The organism is Nocardioides sp. (assembly GCF_030149505.1).
Classification (GTDB): Bacteria; Actinomycetota; Actinomycetes; order Propionibacteriales; family Nocardioidaceae; genus Nocardioides.
On sequence record NZ_JASBRN010000031.1, the window covers coordinates 1 to 22,169 of the forward strand.

19 protein-coding genes are annotated in these 22,169 nt (G+C 74.7%); 8 read left to right on the plus strand and 11 right to left on the minus strand.

The features are described from left to right. Positions 1–172: 172 nt before the first annotated feature. The gene (locus Q1V71_RS05805) at positions 173–1,903 is read left to right on the plus strand and encodes a DUF2207 domain-containing protein (RefSeq protein ID WP_300641620.1); all 1,731 of its coding nucleotides are present in this window, start codon (positions 173–175) and stop codon (positions 1,901–1,903) included. A gap of 75 nt (positions 1,904–1,978) precedes the next feature. Next, a complete protein-coding gene (locus Q1V71_RS05810; protein ID WP_300641621.1) occupies positions 1,979–2,539 on the plus strand; it encodes a LemA family protein in 561 nt (186 codons plus the stop codon). A 537-nt stretch (positions 2,540–3,076) separates the two neighbouring features. Here Q1V71_RS05810 and Q1V71_RS05815 read toward each other — a convergent pair. After that, positions 3,077–3,658, minus strand: coding sequence for an alpha-ketoglutarate-dependent dioxygenase AlkB (locus Q1V71_RS05815; protein WP_300641678.1), 582 nt, complete (start codon positions 3,656–3,658; stop codon positions 3,077–3,079). Positions 3,659–3,881: 223 nt separating this feature from the next. Between Q1V71_RS05815 and Q1V71_RS05820 the strand changes: the two genes are divergently transcribed. Continuing rightward, positions 3,882–4,601 carry a GntR family transcriptional regulator gene (locus Q1V71_RS05820; protein ID WP_300641623.1) on the plus strand — a complete coding sequence of 240 codons (720 nt, stop codon included), beginning with the start codon at positions 3,882–3,884 and terminating at the stop codon, positions 4,599–4,601. A 157-nt stretch (positions 4,602–4,758) separates the two neighbouring features. On the opposite strand, the gene Q1V71_RS05825 is transcribed toward Q1V71_RS05820, so the two are convergent. Continuing rightward, complete coding sequence (locus Q1V71_RS05825) at positions 4,759–5,109, minus strand: hypothetical protein (protein ID WP_300641624.1); 351 nt, start codon at positions 5,107–5,109, stop codon at positions 4,759–4,761. A 37-nt stretch (positions 5,110–5,146) separates the two neighbouring features. On the opposite strand from Q1V71_RS05825, the gene Q1V71_RS05830 reads away from it, so the two are divergent. After that, positions 5,147–5,428, plus strand: coding sequence for a DUF4031 domain-containing protein (locus Q1V71_RS05830; protein ID WP_300641626.1), 282 nt, complete (start codon positions 5,147–5,149; stop codon positions 5,426–5,428). Between the two features lie 52 nt (positions 5,429–5,480). Here the strand turns inward: Q1V71_RS05830 and Q1V71_RS05835 are convergent, their stop codons facing one another. Continuing rightward, positions 5,481–6,200: a hypothetical protein gene (locus tag Q1V71_RS05835; RefSeq protein ID WP_300641628.1), complete on the minus strand. Its 720-nt coding sequence runs from the start codon at positions 6,198–6,200 to the stop codon at positions 5,481–5,483. A gap of 96 nt (positions 6,201–6,296) precedes the next feature. Here Q1V71_RS05835 and Q1V71_RS05840 point away from each other — a divergent pair, with 96 nt between their 5' ends. Then, positions 6,297–6,674: a nuclear transport factor 2 family protein gene (locus Q1V71_RS05840; RefSeq protein WP_300641629.1), complete on the plus strand. Its 378-nt coding sequence runs from the start codon at positions 6,297–6,299 to the stop codon at positions 6,672–6,674. A 54-nt stretch (positions 6,675–6,728) separates the two neighbouring features. Here the strand turns inward: Q1V71_RS05840 and Q1V71_RS05845 are convergent, their stop codons facing one another. The 8 genes from Q1V71_RS05845 to Q1V71_RS05880 form a co-directional block, all read right to left on the minus strand. Then, positions 6,729–7,658, minus strand: a complete 930-nt coding sequence (locus Q1V71_RS05845) for a hypothetical protein (RefSeq protein WP_300641631.1) — start codon at positions 7,656–7,658, stop codon at positions 6,729–6,731. 217 nt (positions 7,659–7,875) lie between these two features. Beyond that, positions 7,876–9,216 (minus strand): carboxypeptidase-like regulatory domain-containing protein, encoded by a 1,341-nt coding sequence (locus Q1V71_RS05850; protein WP_300641633.1) that lies wholly within the window; start codon positions 9,214–9,216, stop codon positions 7,876–7,878. 102 nt (positions 9,217–9,318) lie between these two features. Continuing rightward, positions 9,319–11,406 carry an AAA family ATPase gene (locus Q1V71_RS05855; protein WP_367280127.1) on the minus strand — a complete coding sequence of 696 codons (2,088 nt, stop codon included), beginning with the start codon at positions 11,404–11,406 and terminating at the stop codon, positions 9,319–9,321. Between the two features lie 43 nt (positions 11,407–11,449). Beyond that, positions 11,450–12,343: an oxygenase MpaB family protein gene (locus tag Q1V71_RS05860; RefSeq protein WP_300641635.1), complete on the minus strand. Its 894-nt coding sequence runs from the start codon at positions 12,341–12,343 to the stop codon at positions 11,450–11,452. 99 nt (positions 12,344–12,442) lie between these two features. Then, entirely contained in the window at positions 12,443–13,642 is a 1,200-nt protein-coding gene (serA, locus tag Q1V71_RS05865; RefSeq protein ID WP_300641637.1) for a phosphoglycerate dehydrogenase, read from the minus strand. A 66-nt stretch (positions 13,643–13,708) separates the two neighbouring features. Continuing rightward, positions 13,709–14,251, minus strand: a complete 543-nt coding sequence (locus Q1V71_RS05870) for a Uma2 family endonuclease (protein WP_300641639.1) — start codon at positions 14,249–14,251, stop codon at positions 13,709–13,711. A gap of 292 nt (positions 14,252–14,543) precedes the next feature. Then, positions 14,544–16,199, minus strand: coding sequence for a DNA repair helicase XPB (locus Q1V71_RS05875; protein ID WP_300641641.1), 1,656 nt, complete (start codon positions 16,197–16,199; stop codon positions 14,544–14,546). Positions 16,200–16,399: 200 nt separating this feature from the next. Beyond that, positions 16,400–18,655 carry a helicase C-terminal domain-containing protein gene (locus Q1V71_RS05880; RefSeq protein ID WP_300641643.1) on the minus strand — a complete coding sequence of 752 codons (2,256 nt, stop codon included), beginning with the start codon at positions 18,653–18,655 and terminating at the stop codon, positions 16,400–16,402. Positions 18,656–18,712: 57 nt separating this feature from the next. On the opposite strand from Q1V71_RS05880, the gene Q1V71_RS05885 reads away from it, so the two are divergent. From Q1V71_RS05885 to Q1V71_RS05895, 3 genes are read left to right on the plus strand one after another with little or no spacing between them, the layout of a single operon-like run. Continuing rightward, positions 18,713–19,531 (plus strand): protein phosphatase 2C domain-containing protein, encoded by an 819-nt coding sequence (locus tag Q1V71_RS05885; RefSeq protein ID WP_300641645.1) that lies wholly within the window; start codon positions 18,713–18,715, stop codon positions 19,529–19,531. Continuing rightward, positions 19,528–20,811: an FHA domain-containing protein gene (locus Q1V71_RS05890; RefSeq protein ID WP_300641647.1), complete on the plus strand. Its 1,284-nt coding sequence runs from the start codon at positions 19,528–19,530 to the stop codon at positions 20,809–20,811. The genes Q1V71_RS05885 and Q1V71_RS05890 overlap by 4 nt, the downstream gene beginning before the upstream one ends. Beyond that, entirely contained in the window at positions 20,808–22,046 is a 1,239-nt protein-coding gene (locus Q1V71_RS05895; protein ID WP_300641649.1) for an RDD family protein, read from the plus strand. Before Q1V71_RS05890 ends, Q1V71_RS05895 begins: the two co-directional genes overlap by 4 nt. Positions 22,047–22,169 lie beyond the last annotated feature (123 nt).

Below are 22,169 nucleotides of genomic sequence, written 5' to 3' on the forward strand. Positions count from 1 at the left end.
GTGCTGCTCGTGGGGGTGCTACGGCGGCGCCCCCCCCGCTGCCCGGCGGCCCGGAGGACCGGGGGGTGGCGGGACCGCGCACCGCGGCCCCGCCACCTTGTCCGCCGGCCCGTCGCGGGCCCGAGCGGCAGGAGCGCTGACGCGCACCCTCGCCGCGCCCTAGTCTGCGGACGTGACCCGCATCGTCGCGTCCCTGCTCGGGCTGCTGCTGCTCGCGGGCGTCGTCGCGGCCCCGGCGCTGGTCTACGGCGCCGAGGACGGCGACGACGGCTACGAGCCGACCTCGATCAGCTCCTACGACGTCGCGATGACCGTGCGTGCCGACGGCACCGCCTCGGTGCGCGAGACCATCGTGCTGCAGGTCAGCACCTCGGACCGTCGCGGCATCTTCCGCTTCTTCGACCGCGCCGACTCGCCGGTCGACGGCGGTCGGATCCGCCCGCGCGACGTCGAGGTGACCCGCGACGGCGCCGAGGAGCCGTGGGTCACCGAGTCCTCGGGGGCCGGTCGCTACCTGGTCTGGCGGATCGGCGACGAGGACGTCTTCCTCACCCCGGGCGCCCACACCTACCGCCTCAGCTACGAGCTGGTCGACGTCCTGGCCGAGGGCCCCGAGGGCCGCGCGCGGCTGTCGTGGGACGTCGTCCCCGGCGGCTGGGCGCAGGCGATCCGACGTGCCCGGATCCGGGTCGACCTCCCTGCCGGGACGGTCGGCTCGGTCTCCTGCGACCAGGGGCAGGGCGTGACCGGAGGGTGCACCGCCACCGGAGGGGAGGGCGGCGACACCCTCTCGGTGGTCACCGGCCCGCTGGCCCCCCGCACGCCCGTCACGCTCACCACCGACCTCGACACGGCGGCACCGGAGCTGCAGGAGGCGCTGCCCTGGGCGCCGCGCTGGGACCCCGTCCTGGGCACCCGGCCCTGGCTGCTCGTCCTCGTCGCGCTGGCCGCGCTGGCCGCGCTCGCGGTGGGGGCGGTGCTTGCGCAGCGGGCCCGCGAGCTGCGTCCCGGGCTGCCGCTGGTCTACGCCCCGCCCGAGGGGCTCGGGCCGGCGCAGGCCTACTTCGTGGCCCACGAGCAGGTCGGTCGCCAGCGGTTCGTGGCCTCGCTGCTGCACGCCGCCGAGCGCGGGGCCGTGCGGCTGGTGCCGCACGAGGACGGCTGGACCGTCTCCCGGGACGGCGCCGACGCCGAGGCCACCCTGGACCCGGTCACGCAGCAGGCGATCTCGGTCGTCCCCCGAGGCGGGTCGTTCACCTTCCGCAAGAAGGACGTCTCCGCCGGTCGCACGCTCACGTCGCACCTCGACGCCTTCGAGGACGCCGTCCGCGACTGGGGCCGGGACTCCGGTCACGTCGTCGCCGCAGGGCTCGGCGGACTGGGCGGCATCCTGGTGATCGCCGCCGGAGCGGGGGCGGTGGCCGCGGCGTGGCTCGCCCCCGGGCCGGCCGTGCTCGGGCTCGTGCCGGGCGGCTTCGCCGCCGCCGCGCTCCCGCTGCTGCTGCCGGGCTCCGGCACCCGGCGTACGTCGTCGGGCCGGGCGCTGTGGTCGGCCGTCGGCGGCTTCGAGCGGGTCCTGTCGACCTCGTCGAGCAAGCAGCGCTTCGACTTCTCCGGCCGTCGCGACCTCTACACCGCCTACGTCCCGTGGGCGGTGGCCTTCGACTGCGCGGAGGAGTGGTCGCAGAAGTACCGCGTCGAGGTGGGCGAGGACCCGCCTGCGCCGTCCTGGGCGGGGTGGTACGCCGGGAGCGCGGGCTCGGCCTGGACCGACCGGATCGCCCACGACCTCGACGCCAGCATCGGCTCGGCCATCTCGGCGTACGACGCCACCCAGTCCTCCTCGTCCGGCGGTGGCGGGGGAGGAGGCGGCGGTGGCGGTGGGGGCGGCGGCTCCTGGTGAGCCGTGCCGCGACCCGCGCGGGCGCGCCGGTCGGGGGGTCGTGACAGCGTCCGTCGGCCGGGGCAGGATGTCGACGTGATCGTGCTGCTGGTCGTCCTCGTGCTCGTCCTGGCCCTGGCCGCCCTGGTGGTCGTCGGCTTCAACCGGCTGCGCACCGCCGACGTCGCCGCGCAGGAGGCGCTGGGCGGGATCGACGTCCAGCTCACGCGCCGCGCCGACCTGGTGCCGAACCTCGTGGAGACCGTGAAGGGGTACGCCGCGCACGAGCGCGAGGTGCTCGAGGAGGTGACGCGTGCCCGAGCCGGGCTCGTTGCCGCCGCCGGCTCCGACGACGTCGCCGCGCGCGCCGCGGCCGACAACCTGCTGGAGCAGGCGCTGGGCCGGCTCAACGTGGTGGCCGAGGCCTACCCCGACCTCAAGGCCGACCAGACCTTCCTGGAGCTCCAGCGCCAGCTGGCCCAGACCGAGGACCAGGTGGCCTTCAGCCGGACCTACTACAACGACGCGGTGGGCACGCTCAACACGCTGGTCTCCACGATCCCGTGGATGTTCTTCACCGGGATCGCGTCGGTGGGCAAGCGGGAGTTCTACGACGCCCCGGCCGCCCACGAGGCGCCGCCGACCGTCAGCTTCTGAGCCCCCTGCTGGGCGAGCGGGTCTCCCGCACCGCGACCTGGGCTCAGTCGAGCGCCGCCTTGATAGTGACCAGCAGCAGGGTCACGGCGATGACCCACAGGGCGATGACCCACAGCCGCCCGTCGCGCGCTCGTCGACCCGGTGCTCGTGCCTGGTGCACGGCGTCCCCCTCCCTGGGCACGCGGCCCTGAGAGGCCCTTTGTACTCCTTTACCTTCCGTGGGGCGAGCGTTTCGACCACGGATCTCGGCCCTGCGCCCACCGCCGCGGTCGCACGTGGTTGTCGCGCACCCCCCCCATCGCGCAGACCAGGAGTCGCCGGACAACCTGCGAAGGCTTCACCAGCATGCTCGCCGAGGGCGACATCCCGTTCGTTTTCGTCCAGCGCTCGACCGGCCTGCGCCTGCTCGGCGTGGCCACCGAGGGCGACGCGGCCTCATCGAGGTGCACACGATGCAGGGCAAGACCTACCTGCTCGCCAGCGACCGCGACCGCGGTCTCTACATCCTGAAGTACACCGGGGACCGGGGTGGTCGGGTCAGAAGACGTTGAACGGCCGGAACTGCACCGAGAGCCGCGGCCCGGCGTGGGCGACCTTCGGCACGGCGTGCTCCCAGGTGCGCTGGCAGCTGCCGCCCATGACGAGCAGGTCGCCGTGGCCCATCTCGAAGGCCAGGCTGTCCCCGCCACCGCGAGGGCGCAGCAGGAGCCGGCGCGGGTCGCCGACCGAGACGATGGCCACCATGGTGTCCGTCGTGGAGCCGCGGCCGATGGTGTCGCCGTGCCAGGCGACGCTGTCGCGGCCGTCGCGGTAGTAGCAGCAGCCCGCGGTGCGGAACGGCTCCCCGAGCTCCTCGGCGTAGTGCGCGCTCAGCGCCTCGCGGGCCTCGGTCAGCGCGGGGTGCGGGAGCTCCTCGCCGATCATGTAGGTGTGCACGAGCCGGGGCACGTCGACCAACCGGTCGTACATCTGTCGCTTCTCCGCCCGCCACGGCACCTGTGCGACGAGGGCGGCCATCACCTCGTCGGCGTCGGGCAGCCACGAGCGGCGTACGTCGACCCAGGCGCCGTGCGCGAGCGGGTGCCGCTCGAGGTCGGCGAGGGAGGCGGCCAGCGCCAGGCCGCCGGTGGCCTGCTCGGCGAAGAGGGTGCTCTGGAAGTCCACGCGACAAGAGTACGCCGCCCGTCGAACACGTGTTCGACGCCTCGGGCGGCGTGTCGAGCGGTGCCTGCGTCTCGTCGGGCACCTGCTGGCCCGAGGGTGCCAGGCCGGGCTGGCACGTCCGGGCCGGATTTCACCGTTCGCCCCCGGAGTCCGCGCGGACCTGTCTAGTCTGCTCGGCGTGGAAGAGGTACTAGTACCCGACGGGCGGGCGCTCAAGCACGTCCAGGTGCGCGAGTACGTCCGCAGCCTGGTCAACGGCTCGGCACCCGGATCGCCCGCGCCCTCGGAGCGCGAGCTGGTCCAGCACTTCGGCGTCGCCCGGATGACGGTGCGCCAGGCGATGGACGCCCTGGTCGTCGAGGGCCTGCTGGAGCGGATCCCCGGACGCGGCACCTTCGTGGCGCGACCTCGGCGGATGGCCAGCCGGATCACCGGTTACACCGAGGACATGACGCGCCGCGGGATGCTGGCCGAGAGCCAGACCCTGCTCGCGCGCCGGGAGCAGGCCGGTCCGGGCGTCGCCCGCGCGCTCGCGCTCACCGAGGGCGACGCCGTCATCCACTGGCGCCGGCTGCGCCGTGCCGACGGGGTGCCGATGTGCATCGAGGACGCCTACCTCAACGAGGTGCTGCTGCCCGGCTTCCTGCAGCAGGGGATGCCCACCAGCCTCTACGACTCCCTCGAGGCACGCGGGCTGCGACCCACGTGGGCCGAGGACTCCATCAACGCAGACAAGGCCACCGCCGAGGAGGCGACCCTGCTGGAGATCGAGCCGATGAGCGCGGTGCTGCGGCACTCGCGCCGGGCGATCTCGGGGGAGAAGGTGGTCGAGGTGTCGCGCTCGGTCTACCGCGCCGACCGCTACACGCTCTGGGTGCAGCTCGGCACCGACGGCTGACGGGCCGCTCGGCTCGACGGGTCCGCTGGCGCGTCCCCGTCTCACCGAGCTCGCGACTCCACACATCGACTGGGTCTCGACACGCCGGTCGCGGCTTCGCAGGCTCAGCCGCGCGGCTCGCTCGACCACCGATCGACGGGTCCGCTGCGCGTCCCCGTCACATCCTCGGCAGGCTCCCGAGCGGCGCGACCGGCTTCCCGCTCTCCTCGCAGACCCACACCGGGTCCGGTCCGCCGAGGTCGGGGCTGATGTGCACCATGTGCTCTGCCTGCTCGTCGCACCAGTCGCACACGGGCCAGCGCCCGACCGTGTCCACGAGCGCGTCCTGCACGTCCTGGGCGACCAGGCCGGCGACGTACTGCGCCCCCTCGGGCCACTGCTCGGCCCACCAGGTGCGCGCCGAGACGGCCTCCTCCAGTGCCGAGACCGCGTCGGGGGTGGCCCGGCGTCGGGCCTCGAGGTCCGCGAGCACCCGGGCCCGGGCCTCGAAGAGCAGTGCGACGTCCACTCACCCATGAGTAGCACAGCCGCATAGGCTCGCGCTCGTGGCGATCCTCATCGACCCGCCCCAGGTGCCCGGCCACGGCCGGTTCTGGTCGCACCTGGTGAGCGACACCTCGCTCGAGGAGCTGCACGTCTTCGCTGCCTCGATCGGACTGCCGCCGCGGGCCTTCGAGCGCGACCACTACGACGTGCCCGCCGAGTGGTACGACGCCGCGGTCGCCGCCGGCGCCGTCCCCGTGCCCAGCCGCGACCTGGTCGCCCGGCTCCGCGACGCCGGGCTGCGGGTGCGGAAGGGCACCGGTCCGGTGGGCGAGCCGGGGTAATCCGAACTCTTCTTCACCCTCACCTCGAGCTGAGGGTGAAAAAGAGTTCGGACTACCCCGCCGCGGACCCGACGCCCCCCAGCGCCGCCAGCTCTGCGGCGAGATTCGCCCGGGCGGCAGCCTCCCACCGGTCCCGGGCATGGTCGGTGCGGAAGAGCGTGGGCCGCTCTGCGAGCGAGGCCAGCACCTGGGCGCGGCCGCGGCGGAAGGTCTCCTCGTCGAGGTGGGCGTACTCCTCGCGCACGCCGGCGACGTACGCCGCGTAACGGTCCTGCCCGGCGGCGAGCACGGCCAGGTCGGCATCCGAGAGCACGCAGCCCTCGGCGTCCTCGGGTGCGGGGTCGTGGGTCTCGGTCATCCGCACGAGCCGGGCCACCTCGGCCGCGACCGCCTCCCCGACGTACGACGGCAGCGACCGCTCCGCCCAGGCGGCCGAACGCTCCTCGGCGTCGCGCTCCCCGTCGTAGACCGCGTCGTGGAACCACACCGCCAGCGCCACCTGCTCGCGCTCGAGGCCGACACCGGTCGCGGACAGCTCCTCGACCCGGGCCAGCACCTCCGCCAGGTGCCGCAGGTCGTGGTAGCCGGGCCGGTCCCAGGCGGCGAGCAGCTCCTCGCGCAGGTCCTCCGCTCCGACGAGCGGCCACCGCGACCGCAGCTGCTCGACCAGGGCGGACCCCGGCGGGACGAGGGCGTCGGGATCGTCGGAGGGGTGGCCGGAGGGGTGGCCGGAGGCGTCGTCGCGGGGCACGGATCTGTCCGGGTCGGGCATCGGCCCATCCAACCCGCCCGACCGATCGCGCGCTAGTGTGCGCGCACGTAGAACACGTTCTCGCCCCGGCCCGGGGCGTCCGAGCAGGGAGTCACCATGGCTGCGAGCACCGACACCATCCGCGAGGTCGTGGAGGCCTACGTCCGCCTCGTCGCCGACGGCAAGGCCACCGAGGTCGCCGACCTCTACGCCGACGACGCCACCGTCGAGGACCCGGTCGGCACCGAGGTGCGTCGGGGCCGCGAGGCGATCCTGGAGTTCTACGGCGGGCTCGAGGGCCTGGAGGCCAGCACCACGCTGCACCAGGTCAAGATCGCCGCGGGCGAGGCCGTCTTCTCCTTCGAGCTCATCACCAAGGTCGGCGACAAGAGCTACACCGTCTCCCCGATCGACCACATGGTCTTCGACGAGGACGGCAAGATCACCGCGATGCGGGCCTTCTGGGACCCCGCCACGGACATGTCGGTCTCCTGACCCGCCGCTGACCCGGCCCCCGTCCGAGCCCCGGCCCCGCCTCCGAGCCCCGGCTCAGACCCGGGTGGCCGGCAGCGCCATCGCCACCGCGCCGCCGCGCGGCAGGTCGTGCCGCGCGGGCCGGGGCGGGCGCGCGCCGTGCGGCAGCACGACCGTGCCGAGGTCGACCAGCGCGGCCTCGGCGCACGCGAGGCCGCGCAGCACCCGCCGGTCCACGACCGCGCGGTCGGGTCCGGACTTCACGACCAGGCTCAGCCCGCTCGAGGCAGGCAGGTCGCCGCCGACGACGAACCGCCCGCCGTGGTCGGTGCGGCTGCGCGCCAGCAGGGTGCCGCGGGCGTCGCGCAGCTCCACGAGGGCGGCGTACGCCGGCGCGCCGGTGCTCGGGTCGACGACGGTCCCGGTGAAGGCGGCGCCCACCACCAGCTCGGCGGCGCCGGAGCGCGAGACGGGCGTCGCGGGCTCGACCAGGGCGAGCGCGACCTCGGTGGGCGCCCCGACCTGCGGCTCGACCAGCACGGGCGCGGACTGCCAGGCGCCCTTGGTGGCCCGGACGAGGTAGGTGGTGCTCGGCAGGCCGGAGAGGGTGAAGGCGCCCAGGCCGTCGGCGCGCACGGTGAAGACCCGACCGTCGGCCGCGGTCGCGGTGACCATCGCGAAGCGGGCGCGCTGCTCCTCGGCGTGCGCGACCTGCCCGCGGAGCACGGCGCCGCGGTCGAGGACGACCTCCGTGGTCGTGCGCCAGCCGGCGCGCACCACGACCTCGACACGGGTGGCGGCCAGGCGGGTCGGGTCGGCGACCGAGCGCTCGTCGGTGACCTCGAGCACCCAGCGCCCGGCGGGCAGGAAGAGGTCGGTCTCCTCGTGCCAGACCCGCCGGTGCCCGACGAGCCGGCCCTCGGCGTACCACGCCACCCGGGCCACGCAGGTCGAGGCGGCGAGGAGCCGCAGTCGGACGGTGCCGCGGTCTGCCCTGCGCTTCATGGGTGCCTCCTCGTGGTGTGTGGTGCGTGGCTGGTGGGGTCGGTCGGTGGTGGTCGTCGTCGTGGTGCCTGGTCTCGTCGCGAACGTAGTCCTGCGCGGGGCACGTCCCACCCACCGATCGGGCACCGCCGCGCCACGGGTGGGTGACAGTGCGGCACCGATCGGTGACGTCGGTGGCCCGTCCGGGCCAGGCCGGTCGGCGGGGGTGGGTCAGGTGTCAGGCGGCGGGCTCGGCGGCTTCGCAGTTCGGGTCGTTCTGCGGGAAGCCGTCCTGCTGCTCGACCGGGAGGTAGGGCAGCGCCACCTCGCCGAGCTGGGTGGTGGTGCCGACCTTGAGCGCGACGCCCGTCACCTCGGTGGCGCCGAACTTGCAGCGGTAGGGCTTCTCGCCGAGGTACGCCGAGCCGTTGGTCGGGTCGGGGTCGACGACAGCCGTGACGTCGGTCTGGGTCAACAGCTGCCCGCCGATGAAGAACTGACCCGTGGAGTCCGAGCGGGTCGTCGCGAGCAGGCGACCGTCCGCGGCGAAGAGCCGCACCCGCGCTCCCTCGAGGTCGAGCTCGGGGTGCTCGGCGTTGACGACGTACCCCTGCACCGACGCGGCGGCCTTGGTCCAGGTGAAGACGCTGACCAGGTCGGCCCCGCCGTTCCCCGGGACCTTGGCGCCGTCGATGGCGCCCTCCTGCGGGAGCCAGCTGCCGACCCCGGGGGCGACCATGCGGTACTTCCCCGGGTAGAGCCCGGCGAAGACGGCCTTGCCGCGGCGAGCCTTCACCGTCCAGAACTGGCCCGTGGCCTTGCTGACGGCGGTCACGAACGCGGTCTCGCGCATCGTCTCCCCGCCGGCACGCAGCCGGACCTGGAGCTTGCCGGCGCGCTGGTTGAGCGCGATGGCCGTGTTGGCGCGGTCGCCGGGGCGCAGGCCCCGGACGAAGGTGCTGCGCCCGACCCAGGTCTTGGTGCGCTCGTAGGTGAAGACCGAGTAACTGCCGATGGGGAGTCCGCCGATCGCGAACTGGCCCTTGCCGTTGGCCTTGGTCTCGAAGGACTGCTCGTTGCTGTTGGCCGCCACGACCCGGGCGCCGCCGGCGGGCTTCCCTCCGGCCCGGACGGTGCCGGTGATCGCGGCACCGGGCTGCATCCGCACGTTGCGCTGCACGAAGTCGCCGGAGCGGACCCGGACCTTGAGGTCGGTCGGCGCGAACTTGTCGACGTTGTAGGCCGGTCGCTCGTCGGTGAACTGGAGGTAGTAGGTGCCCGGGGGCAGCGAGATCGAGTAGATCCCGTTGGTGACCTTGCGCGAGCCCAGGAAGCGCCAGTCGGCATCGAACCAGCGCATCTTCACCGGGAAGCCGCCGGGACGGATCTCGCCGGTCACCTCGCCCTTGGACGCCGCGTCGGCGGCCGGCGCGGCGACGGTGACCGCGCCGAGCGCGGCCAGCACGGCCAGGACGAGCGCGAGCACGGTCGCTGCCGCGGTGCTGCGGGCGGCGGTGCTGCGCGCGGCCGGGCCGGTTGCCGGGCCGGTGGCCGGGCCGGTGACGGTGGCGGTCCCCATGACGTGCTCCGGGTGGGTCGGCGGTCGTCCGGGTGACGACCTCGTGGGAACCACCGTAGGGACACGACCTTCAGTGCGGCTCAAGATCGCCTCAAGGTCGTCTCAGTTCTCCAGGGGCTCTCCAGGAGCGGTCGACGGAGCGGTCGCGGGGGTGGCCGCAGGCGGCGGGCCCAGCTCGGTCGGCAGGTCCTCGGCGTGCAGCACCAGCAGGCTGGTCACGGCGCGGGTGAGGCAGACGTAGAGGCGGCGCAGCCCGGTGAGCCGGTCGTGCTCGGCGGCCACGACCGCAGCGGGCTCGAGCAGGAGCACGTGGTCGAACTCCAGGCCCTTGGCCAGGCCCGCGGCGACCACCTCGACCCGCGCCTCGACACTGAAGTCGTCACTGGCGTCGCTGCGGCCCAGTACGCGGTGGTCGCGGCCCGCCAGCGCGCGCGAGACCTCCTCGACCAGCGCGTCGGGTACGACGACACCGACCGACCCCTGGCGCTCCAGCAGCCGCGCGAGACGACCGGGCAGCTCGGCGACCGGGTCACCCACGCGGTCCACCAGCAGTTCGCCGCGCGCCCGCCGCACCGAGGTCGGCGGCGCGAGGCCGGGGGCGACGTGGGGGAGCAGCCCGGCGGCGTACTCGATCACCTGGCCGGGGACGCGGTAGCCACGCGTGAGCTGCTCGACGTGCGCGTCGGCCTTGCCGAGGTGGGCCAGCGCCTCCTCCCAGGACCGCGCACCCCACGGGGTCGTGGCCTGGGCGAGGTCGCCGAGCACGGTGACCGATCCGGTGCTGGAGCGGCGGGCGAGCGCGCGCAGCATCATCGGGGAGAGGTCCTGGGCCTCGTCGGCGACCAGGTGGCCGACCGAGCCGGTGCGCTCGACCAGGTCGCGCAGCTCGTCGAGCAGCACGGCGTCGGCCAGCGTCCAGCGCGCGGTGCCGGCGCTGCGCGGCGGGCTGGGCCACAGCAGTGCGCGCTGCTCGCCCTCGTCCAGCACACCGTCGGCCGCCGCGGCGAGCGCGTCGGCGTCCGAGAGCAGCCGGTGCAGCAGCCGGGCCGGGTCGACCGCCGGCCACAGCGCCTTGACGTACGCCTTGACCGGGGCGCTGCGGGCGACGGCGTCCTGCACCCGGTCGTCGGGGGACTCGCCCCCCTCCTCCATCCGCAGCAGCACCCGGTGGGCGAGGGCCTGGCCCAGCATCGCGCCGGCCGCGGCGTACCTCACACCGCGCGTGCGCAGGCCGGCGAGCACCTCCTCCACCTCGTGGACCGGCACCCGCCACCGCCGCGCGCCGCGGGGCACGACGAGCGCCTCGGTCGGAGTACCGATGCCGGACCACACGGCGCGACGCAGCACCTCGGCCATCCGTGCGTCGCCCTTGAGCGTGGCCACGGCGTCGGGCTCGACCGCGCGCACCCCCTTGCCGGGCGGCAGCGGCTTCGTCACCAGCTCCTCGATGGTCGCCTGGGTCGCCTCGACCTCGCCGAGGGCAGGCAGCACGTCGCGGATGTAGCGCAGGAAGCTCGCGTTGGGCCCGACCACCAGCACCCCTTGGCGGCCCAGCTGCTCGCGGTGGGCGTAGAGCAGGTACGCCGCGCGGTGCAGGCCCACCGCGGTCTTGCCGGTGCCCGGGGCGCCCTGGACGCAGATCGACCGCGACAGGTCGGCGCGGACGATCACGTCCTGCTCGGGCTGGATCGTGGCGACGATGTCGCGCATCGGGCCGACGCGCGGCCGCTCGATCTCGGCCTCGAGGATCGCGCTGTGCTCGGCGCCCCGCCCGTGCGTGAGCGGCTCGTCCTCGAACCCGGTCAGCTCTCCGCGCTGGAAGCCGTAGCGCCGCCGCAGCCCCACGCCCATCGGTTCGGTGCTGCTGGCGCGGTAGAACGGCGTGCTCACCGGGGCACGCCAGTCCACGACCAGCGCGTCGCCGTCGGGGCCGGTCACGTGCCGGCGCCCGATGTGGAAGGACTCGCCCCCGTGCCCGGCGCCCTCGTAGTCGAGCCGGCCGAAGAAGAGCGGCACCGTGGGGTCGTCGGCCAGCTGCTTCATCCGCAGCGCGAACGTGGACTCCAGGAACTCCCGGCTGACCCAGTCCGCGGCCGCGCTGCCGTCCATCGAGGCAGTCCGCTCGCGCATCCGGGCCAGCTGCCGCCGCGACTCCGCGAGGTGCCCCCGCTCGCGGTCGAGCTCGGTCAACGCGACCTCCGGGGTGCGACGGGTCCAGGGCGGACCCCGCACCTTAGGCCGAGGTGACGCCGGCCTCCACCGGTTTCTGCTCCACCGCCGGGGCGGCACTCATCGCCCACCGGATGGTCCCGGTGGCCGCGCCCCCGAGCACCTTCACGACCGTGCGCTCGGCGACCGGCATGAGCGGCAGGCGCAGCGGGACACGGGTCCACGCGGGCATCAGCCCCACGGCCGCGGCCACGAGCACGAAGTACGCCGGCCGGGCGACCAGCGGGATGGGCGGGCGCAGCACGACGTACCGCACGGCCTCGCGCGCCTCGGGCGTGGCGCGCAGCTCGGGGCGGTAGGACGCCAGGGCCTCCTCGAGCTCGGCCTCGGTCGTGGGCGGGTCGAGCACGCCCAGGCGGCGGCCGACCTCGGCGATCTGCGCGACGTACTCGTCGCGGCCGGCCTGGTCCAGCGGCCGCGCGCCGTAGACCTGGTGGGCCAGCAGGAAGGACTGCGCCTCGGCCACGTGGACCCAGCGCAGCAGGTGCGGGTCGGAGGCGGCGTACGGCGTGCCGTCGGGCATCATCCCGGTGACCTTGGCGTGGATCCGGCGCACCGCCTCGCACGCGGCCTCGGCGTCCTCGGCGTGGCCGAAGGTCGTGACCGCCAGGAAGGTGCTGGTGCGGGCGAGGCGGCCGAGCATGTCGCCGCGGAACCCGCTGTGCTCGGAGACCGCCCGCATCGCAGCCGGGTGCATGGTCTGCAGCAGCAGGGCCCGGATGCCGCCGACGAACATGCTGGCGTCGCCGTGGACGCGCACGATCGCGCTGCCGGGCTCGAACCAGCGCGGGCCGGGGCGGCCGTGGATTCGTTCGCGCTGCCGGGGACCGTCGGGCCCGGCGACCCGGGCGAACACCGCAGCACCCAGCCGGTCGCGGGTGGAGTCGAGCAGCTTCACGCCCCCGAGCCTAGGAAGGGGCGCCAAGAGGGGTAGTCCGAATCATTTCTGATACCCAGCGCGCGCCGAGGATCAGAAATGATTCGGAGTACCCCGCGCTCAGGCCTCGAACCCCCGCACCCACAGGCAGTGCTCGGACTCGCCCAGGGTCGCCAGCACCTCGGTGGGGAGCGGGCCGTCGACGTCGGTGACGACGTAGCCCTGCTCGCCGGTGGTGGCGAGGTACTGCCCGGTGACGTTGACGCCCGAGGCCGCGACCAGCGCGTTGACCTCGGCGAGCACCCCGGGGACGTTGTGGTGCAGGAAGCCGACCCGGGTGCCGGTGTGCAGCTGGGGCGCCATGACCGCAGGCAGGTTGACCGACAGCTCGGTGCGTCCCTCGAGCACGAAGCCGGCCAGCTTGTTGGCGACGAAGTGCCCGATCTCCTCCTGCGCCTCCTGGGTCGAGCCGCCGACGTGCGGGGTGAGGATGACGTTGTCGAGGCCGCGCAGCGGGGACTCGAAGGCGTCGCCCTGGGCCTTGGGCTCGACCGGGAAGACGTCGAGAGCGGCGCCGGCGATGTGGCCCGACAGGATGTGTTCGCGCAGCGACTCGGTGTCCACGACCATGCCGCGGGCGGCGTTGATGAACAGCGAGCGCGGCTTCATCTTCGCGAACTGCTCGGCGCCGAAGAGCCCGGCGTTGCCGGGGCGGCCGTCGACGTGCAGCGACACCACGTCGGCGCGCTCGAGCAGCTCGTCGAGGGTCTTCATCCGCTGGGCGTTGCCGTGCGCGAGCCGGTCGGCGGTGTCGAAGAAGATGACCCGCAGGCCCATGGACTCCGCCAGGTTGGAGAGCTGGGTGCCGATGTTGCCGTAGCCGACGATGCCGAGGGTCCGACCGCGGATCTCGTGGGATCCCTTGGCGGACTTGTCCCAGACCCCGGCGTGCATCTTCTCGGTCTTCTCGGCCAGCCGGCGCGCGAGCATGATGATCTCGCCGATGACCAGCTCCACGACGCTGCGGGTGTTGGAGTACGGCGCGTTGAAGACCGCGATCCCGCGCTCGGCCGCACCGGCGAGGTCGACCTGGTTGGTGCCGATGCAGAAGCACCCGACCGCGAGCAGGTCCGGGGCGTGGTCGAGGACCTTCGTGGTGACCGTGGTGTTGGACCGGATGCCCAGCAGGTTCACGCCCGGCAACCGCTCGACCAGCTCGGCCTCGGAGAGGGAGCCCTGGAGCAGCTCGACCTCGAAGCCGCGGTCGGTGAGGACCTCGACGGCCAGCGGATGGATGTTCTCGAGCAGCAGCGCCTTCACCCGTCCCAGGGTAGGCGCGCGTCCGGGACCGGCCGAACCGGCGACGTACGGCGGACAGCCGGCGGCTCAGCCCACCAGGTCGGCCGGGACGATCGTGACCTCGATGGGTGCGGTCGCGCTCCACGACTCGTCGCCGGTCACGTCCCCGACGACGGCGTACTCACCGTCGACGAGCTCGTGCGCGACCAGTCGCGGGGCCAGTGGGTCGACGACCCAGTAGTGTGGGACACCCGCGTCGCGGTAGGCGGTCAGCTTGTCGCCGAGGTCGCGGCGGCGGGTGCTCGGCGAGAGGATCTCCACGACCAGGACCGGCACACCCGTGAGGTCCTTGTCGGTCAGGTCGGACTGCCGCCCGATGCAGAGGTCGGGGACCAGGACGTCGCCGGTCGGCAGCGCCACGTCGAAGGGGGCGATGAAGAGCTCCAGCGGCTCCTGCACGATCGCGTGCAACGTGAGGAAGAGTCGTGTGCTGACCCGCTGGTGCGACACGCCCGGCGAGGGGGTCATAACGATCGCCCCGTCCAGGAGCTCATGCCGCAGTCCGTTCTCGGGGACTGCGTCGCGGTCGGCGCGCGTCAACCGCCCCTCCGTCGCCCGCAGCATCGTCATGCTCCCCATGGTGCCCCACCCCTCCACTGCGAGCCATGGATCGAGCCTGCCCCGGACCGCCGACCGTCGTCGACGCTCCTCCACAGGCACACGACCAGCACACGGGCTGGAGGCTGGGGACCCTCAGCCGTCCAGCGCCGAGATCTCCCTGGAGGACGCCTCGACCCCGTAGGGCCTGCTGCGCGCCGCCCGGCACGCGCGGCGGCCGCGTTGTCGTCGACTCGTCGGGACTCCGTCCCGCCTTCGCTCCTCCGCCTTGTCGACGCACGCGCCGGACGACGCTCGCGACGGCCTACAGGGTCGAGACATCCTCCGCGTCCACGATCCGGTAGGCGTAGCCCTGCTCGGCCAGGAAGCGTTGCCGGTTCTGGGCGAAGTCGGCGTCGACGGTGTCGCGGGACACGATGGTGTAGAAGCGGGCGACCTTGGCGTCACCGCCGGTGGCGGAGCCGGGCCGCAGCAGCCGGCCCAGCCGCTGGGCCTCCTCCTGCCGGGAGCCGAACGAGCCGGAGACCTGGATGGCGACCTCGGCGTCGGGCAGGTCGATGGAGAAGTTGGCGACCTTGGAGACCACCAGTGTGCGCTCCTCCCCGGTGCGGAAGGCGTCGAAGAGGCGCTGGCGCTCCTTGACGCTGGTCTCGCCCTTGATGACGGGGGCGCCGAGGGCCTCGGCGAGCTCGTCGAGCTGCTCGATGTACTGCCCGATCACCAGGGTCGGCTGCCCGGCGTGCCGGGCCATCAGCGACTTCACCACGTCGATCTTCCGGTGGGTGCAGGCGGCGAGGCGGTACCTCTCCTCGGGCTCCGCGGTCGCGTAGACCAGCCGCTCGCCCTCGGGCAGGGTCACCCGCACCTCGACGCAGTCGGCCGGGGCGATCCAGCCCTGCGACTCGATGTCCTTCCAGGGCGCGTCGTACCTCTTCGGACCGATGAGGGAGAACACGTCGCCCTCGCGGCCGTCCTCGCGCACCAGCGTCGCGGTCAGCCCGATCCGGCGGCGCGCCTGCAGGTCGGCGGTCATCCGGAAGATCGGCGCCGGCAGCAGGTGCACCTCGTCGTAGACGATCAGGCCCCAGTCGCGGGCGTCGAGCAGCTCCAGGTGCGGGTAGACGCCCTTCCGCTTCATCGTCAGCACCTGGTACGTCGCGATGGTGACCGGCCGGATCTCCTTGACCGCGCCGGAGTACTCCCCGATCTCGTCCTCGGTGAGCGACGTGCGCCGGACGAGCTCGTCCTTCCACTGCCGCGCCGAGACGGTGTTGGTGACGAGGATCAGCGTCGTGGCCCGGGCGTGCGCCATCGCGGCCGCGCCCACCAGCGTCTTGCCCGCGCCGCAGGGCAGCACCACCACCCCGGACCCGCCGTGCCAGAAGGACTCGGCGGCGTCGCGCTGGTAGTCGCGCAGCTGCCACTCGTCCTGCACCAGGTCGATCGGGTGGGCCTCGCCGTCGACGTACCCGGCGAAGTCCTCGGCCGGCCAGCCCAGCTTGAGCAGCGCCTGCTTGAGGTTGCCGCGTTCGGAGGGGTGCACCGCGACGGTGTCGTCGTTGATCCGGTTGCCGAGCATCCCGGCGATCTTCTTGGCGCGCAGCACCTCCTCGAGCACCGGCCGGTCGTTGCTGACCAGCGTCAGCCCGTGGGTGGGGTGCTTCTCCAACCGGAGCCGGCCGTAGCGCGCCATCGTCTCGGCGACGTCGACCAGCAGCGAGTGCGGCACGGCGTACCTGCTGAACTCCAGCAGCGTGTCCACCACCTGCTCCGCGTCGTGGCCGGCGGCGCGCGCGTTCCACAGCCCCAGCGGCGTGAGGCGGTAGGTGTGGACGTGCTCGGGCGAGCGCTCCAGCTCGGCGAACGGCGCGATCGCCTTGCGGCACTCGGCCGCGCGGTCGTGGTCGATCTCGAGCAGGAGGGTCTTGTCCGACTGGACGATGAGGGGGCCGTCGGTCACCGGATGAGTTTACGGAGGGGCTGGGTGCGGTCGCGGTCGGTGACCAGCTCACGCGGTCTCGACACGCCTGTCGCGGCTTCGTCCCTCAGCCGCGGGCTTGCTCGACCTCCTCCGCGTGTCGGCTTCGCAGGCTCAGCCGACGCTGCGGACCTCGGCCGCGGGGCTTGCTCGACCTCCTCCGCGTCTCGGCTTCGCTGCGCTCAGCCGAGGCTTCGGACGGAGGTGATCCGGTGCACCGCGAACACCCGGGTGTCGTCGGCGCGGTGGTCGCGGGCGGTGAGCCGCCCGCCCTCGACGGAGAGGGGGTCGACGACCCGGTCGGAGCGGGAGCCGTGGTTGTCGACGTACCCGATCACCACCGACGCCCCACGCTCGACGGCCTCGCGCAGCGCTGCCAACGAGCCCGATGGGGTGAGCGACGGGGCATCTGCGGGGCGGGAGGCAGCCGCCGCGTCCCCGGCGCGTACGGCGGTGACGACCGCCGCGACGCCGGCGGTCTCCCGGGCGACCCGGGCCCCTGCCGGTCGCCGTTCGCGGGGCACGCGGGCCCGCAGCTGGTCCGGGCGCGCGACCCGGACCGTGCCGTCGGGTGCCTCGACGACCGGGGCGGCACCGAGCTCGCGCAGCCGGGGGAGCAGCACGTCGATCGGGGTGTCGGAGATCAGGACCGTCGGGGCGAGCCGCCGCAGCCCCAGGGTGCGGGCCTGCGGGTGGTGGAGGATCTCGGTCAGCGCCGACTCGTCGTCGGCGCGCAGGAACGCCTCGGCGTGCCCGACCCGCACCGAGCCGAAGGTCCGCGCGGTGTCGTCGACGAGGTAGGTCAGCGGCTGCGGCACCGGCGTCCGCGACACCGACCCCAGGAAGTCGTGCACCTCGACGGCGGTCCAGCCGAGGTCGAGCGCGCGGCGCACCGAGCCGGGGGTGAAGCGGTAGACCGTCGCCCCTCCGCGGGACTCCACGTCGGCCAGCACCTGCAGCCGCCGCGCGAGCGTGGACTCCAGCGGGCCGGGCGCGACCGCGGTGAGGTCGGCCTGCACGAGCACGTGGTCGACCGGCGCGGGCAGCAGGGGCGCCAGGAGCGGTGCGGCGTCCTCGCCGACCAGGAGAGGCCTGGCGAAGGAGGCGAGCCCACCGAGCCCGGTGACGCCGAGCACGGAGGCCTCCTCCAGGGCCCACAGCACCTGGTCGGAGCGGGTGCGGGGGCGGCGCGGGCGCAGCCAGGCGACGCGGGCGACGACACCCGGCACGCCCGTGCCGGTGGCCAGCACCTCCCCGGCGGGCAGCGCGCCGACGACGTCCAGCGTCAGCCGCCGGGTCTCGACCTGGTGCACCCCGGTGAGCTCGGGCACCAAGGCGTTCCAGGTCTTGCCGGCGGGGTCCTTCTGGCCGACCAGGGCGGGCAGCCGGGGGGAGTCCAGCCACGCGCGGGCCAGGACCTCCCAGCGCTCGGCGGCGTCCCGCGTCACCCAGCGGTCGAGCTCGTCGGTCGGCAGCCAGGCGGGGTCGCCGTCGGGTCCGGTGCCGACGGCGAGCAGGCCGGCGGCGTGGGCGACCTCCACGACCAGGGCCGTGGTGCGCTCGTCGACCTGCAGCAGGGTCGCGGCCGACCTCAGGTCGCGCACCGCCAGGCCGCCGCTGCGCAGGATCGAGGGCGGGACCGTGCCCCAGTGGTCGAGCAGGAGCTCCACCCGGCGTACGACCTCGAAGGCCGCGCCGGCCGCGACCTTGTCGACCAGCGACCGGTCGCGGGCCGAGGTGGGCACCTCGGGCAGCTCGTCGACCGGCTCGAGGGTCGTGCGTCCGCCGCGCAGCACCAGTCCGACCTCCCCGGGCAGCACGACGGTCCCGCCGCCGCGGGGCACGAGCAGCCGTCGGGAGAGCAGCTCCTCGGCGGGGGTGCGGGCGTCCGTGGGGGAGACGGTGTGCCGCGAGGAGTCGGTGGTGGCCTCGCCGCCGTGGCCCAGCACGTGCTCGAGCAGCACCCTGGCCTCGGGCGAGATCTCGGCCAGCCGCGACTCGACCTCCGAGACGGTCAGCGGCTCCGCCGAGCGGGGCTTGAGGCCGCTCGCGCCGGCGGTGGGGCCACCGACCAGCAGCTCGGCGACGCCGGTCAGCGCGCGCAGGCCACCGGTCGACTCCCACGCCAGCGCCGTCTCGAGCAGCCGGGCCAGCGCCCGGTCCACCGAGGAGGGCTGCGCGTGGACCATCGACACGAGCTCCGCGGGCGTGGTTTGGCCGGCGACGACCAGGGCATCTAGGACGCAGAGCTCGACCCGCGACAGCTGGTCGAGGGCTCTGGTGAGCGAAGCACGGGTGGCGGACCGAGAGGCCAGCTGCCCCGAGTCTTGAGGGGCAGGCGTGGCGAGGTCCGGACGCGCGAGCAGGAGACGCGACAGCTGCTGGTCCGACCAGGCGCGCAGCTGGTCGGCCAGCGACCGGTATCCCTCGCCTGCCATCCGCTCCACGCTACCGGGCCCCCCGAGTCGGTGGATCGAGGCTCAGGGAGCGCGCGGGTGAGGCAGGTCGAGCTGCACCACGGCGCCGCCACCGACGTCGGGCTGGTCCGCGAGGTCAACGAGGACGCCGTGCTCGCCGCGCCTCCCGTCTTCGTCGTCGCCGACGGCATGGGTGGGCACGAGGGCGGCGACGTCGCCAGCGCCATCGTGGTCGAGGAGTTCGCCGCGATGGCCGAGCGCGGCTACGACCCCGCCCGCGCCACCGAGGTCGTCGCCCGCACGCTCGAGGCCTGCCGCGACCGGATCGAGGCATACGCCGAGCAGCAGCGCGCCGCCGGCGTCGGGCCCTTCCACGCCGGCACCACCGCGGTCGTCGCCCTCATCGCCGAGCACGAGGGCCAGCCCGCCTGGCTGCTGGCCAACATGGGCGACTCGCGCGCCTACCGCTTGCACGGCGGCCGCCTGCACCAGGTCAGCGTCGACCACTCCGTCGTGCAGGAGCTCGTGGAGACCGGCGTCATCACCGCCGACGCCGCCGCGGTGCACCCCGAGCGGCACGTCATCACCCGCGCCCTGGGCGGCACCGAGCGCTCGGAGGCCGACTACTTCCTGCTGCCGCTCGCCTCGGTGGAGCGGCTGGTGCTCTGCAGCGACGGCATCTCGGGGATGATCGACGACGAGGAGATGCGGGGCATCCTGGACTCCGTCCCCGATCCGCGCGACGCCGCCGACGCCCTGGTGGCCGCCGCGCTGGAGGCCGGCGGTCGCGACAACGCCACGGTCGTCGTGGTCGACGTGGTCGGGAGCGTCGAGGCCTCCTACGACGCCGAACGCCAACGCCTGAGCCTGCAGCAGAAGCTGGGAGTCCTCCCGTGACCGACGCCGTCCCCACGCCGCGCACCTACCTCCCGGGGGAGTGGTACGCCGTCCTCGGCCCCTCCCTCGTCCTCGCCCTGCCCCCGGACCAGCGTGACCTCGCCGCGGCCGCCTGGGCCGCCGTCGACGCCGGCGCCGGTGCCGACGAGCTGCTCGACCTCGTGCTCGCCTCCGGGCTGCGCGACCTCGCCGGGCTGGCCCTGGTCAGCACCGACGCCGAGCGGACCCGGGTGCTGGTCCGCGGCCAGGCCGTCTGCCTGCTCGTGGCCGGTGGCGAGGAGACCGTCGCCGACGGCCGCGGGCTCACCACCTGGGCCGAGGTCGGCGTCGACCGGGTCGAGGGGGTCAGCCTCGAGCTCGGACCCGGTTCCGGTGGCGAGCCGCTCCTGGCCGGTGACGCCCTCGTGCGCGCCTCCCGGGTGCTGTGGCCGGCCGAGGCCCCGCCCGGGTCCGGGCCAGCCCCTGCCTCCCCGCCGTCGTACGCCGCCGGCCGGCTGCCCGGGTCCACCGACCCCGCCTCCGAGCCGTCCTCCCTGCTCTCCTCGCCCTCCCCGGCTCCGGCCGTGGCCGTGGCGGCCGGCTCCGCCCCGGCGCCCGAGCCGGTGCTCGACCCGGACCCGGAACCGGACACGATCGACCAGGCCGTCTCCACTGTCGACGACCAGGTGGACGACGCCGTGGACGAGGCGGGGGACCGCGACGAGGACGCACTCGAGACCGCCCCCTTCGCCGGGACGCCCGCCGCCCCGGCCGTCCCGCCGGTGCCCGAGCCGTGGACCCCTCCTGCCCCGCCGGCTCCTGCGCCCTGGAGCCCGGGGGCCGACGACCACGACGGCCGCACCCAGGACGGGTCGTGGGACGTCTCGGAGTTCCAGCGCCGACCGCACGGCATCCCCGGGCAGCCGGAGGGCCCCAGCGTCACGTCCCGACCCGTGGCGGTGCTGCAGCTCTCCAGCGGCGACAGCATCGAGGTCGACCGCGTCGTGATCCTCGGCCGCGCCCCGGAGGCGCGGCGCTTCTCCGCGACCGAGCAGCCCCGGCTGGTCACGGTGCCCAGCCCGCAGCAGGAGATCTCCTCGACCCACCTCGAGGTCCGGCCCGGCACCGGCGCCGACCACGGCAGCGCGGTCGTCACCGACCTCGGCTCCACCAACGGCACCGTCCTGGTGCAGCCCGGGCTGCCTGCGGAGTCCCTCAAGCCCGGCATCCCGGTGCAGCTGCTCCCCGGCGCCGTCATCGACCTGGGTGACGGGCTGAGCATCACGGTGGCCCGCCCGTGAGCGCCGTCGCCGCCCGGACCCCTCAGGCCGGCCGGACCACCCCGGCCGCCCGGTCCGCGCTGGCCGCACCCGACGCCTCGCCGGGCGGGCTCGAGCCCCGCCTGCACGCCTTCGCCGTCGACCGCCTCGTCGACCTCGGGGTGCCGCTCGCCCTCGGAGGGGTCCTCGCGGCGACCGGCCAGGGAGCCGGCGTCGTCGTGGGTGCGGTCCTCGCGGCGGTGCTCGTCCTGCTCCTCGCCCTCGCCGGCCTGCTCGGCACCCGTGGCACCAGTCCCGGCCTCGCCCTCACCGGGTTGCGGCTGGTGCGGGTCGACGACCTGGCGCCGGTGGGCTTCGGGCCGGCCCTGAAGCGGCAGACCGTGCTGCTGCTCGCCGGCGCCCCCACCTTCGGGATCGGCTGGGCCACGCTCGCCTGGACCGCGGTGGCCGACCCCGAGGGGCAGCGCCGCGGCTGGCACGACCAGCTCGCCGACTCCCTCGTCGTCGACCCCAGCCCCGCCCCGGTGGCGGAGGTCGCGCCCGAGCTGCCGCAGCAGATCGTCAACCTCACCGCGATGCGGCTCGCACCCCCCGAGCCCGCGCCGGTGCGCGGCCGCCCCGCCCGGTCCGGCCCAGCGGTCCCGGCGCCAGGCGTGCACCCGGCGCCCGGCACGCCCGCGCCCCCCGCTGCCGCGCCCGCGCCCCCCGCCGGCGCCGCGGCGTCCGCGGCGACCCCGGCACCCGAGGCCCCCGCAGCGGTCCGCCGCCCGGGTCGCCGACGCGCCGGCGTACCCACGTCGGCAGAGGCCCCGCGCCCGGTCACCCCGGCCCCGCCCACCCGTGCCACCCCCGCCCAGCACGTCCGGCCCGACGCCGCCGTCCCCGCTCCGGCCGCGAGCGGTCCCAGCGGAGCCAGCGGAGCCAGCGGCTGGACGGTCCGCCTCGACACGGGCGAGGAGCTGCCGGTCGACGGGCTGACCCTGCTGGGCCGCGGCCCCCAGGCGCGCGCCGGCGAGAGCGTCTCCCGCCTGGTGCCGCTGCAGTCGGGCGACATGTCGGTTTCCAAGACCCACGCCCAGCTCCAGCTCGCCGACGACGGCACCCTCGTGGCGATGGACCGCGGCTCCACCAACGGTTCGGTCGTCGTGCGTCGGGGCGTCCCGCGGCACCTCTCCCCGGGGCGTCCCACGACCCTGCTCGACGGCGACGTGCTGCGGCTGGGTGACCGCACCCTCCAGGTCTCCCGGCGCGCCTGACCGGCCGTAGCGGGGGCCGGGCGCCGACAGGCCGGCCCCAACGGATCCGTGGTCGTGACCCCTCCGCGGCGACGGATCACGAAGCAGTAACGATGCGGTGTGGCTCTTCCCCCACCCGGGGGT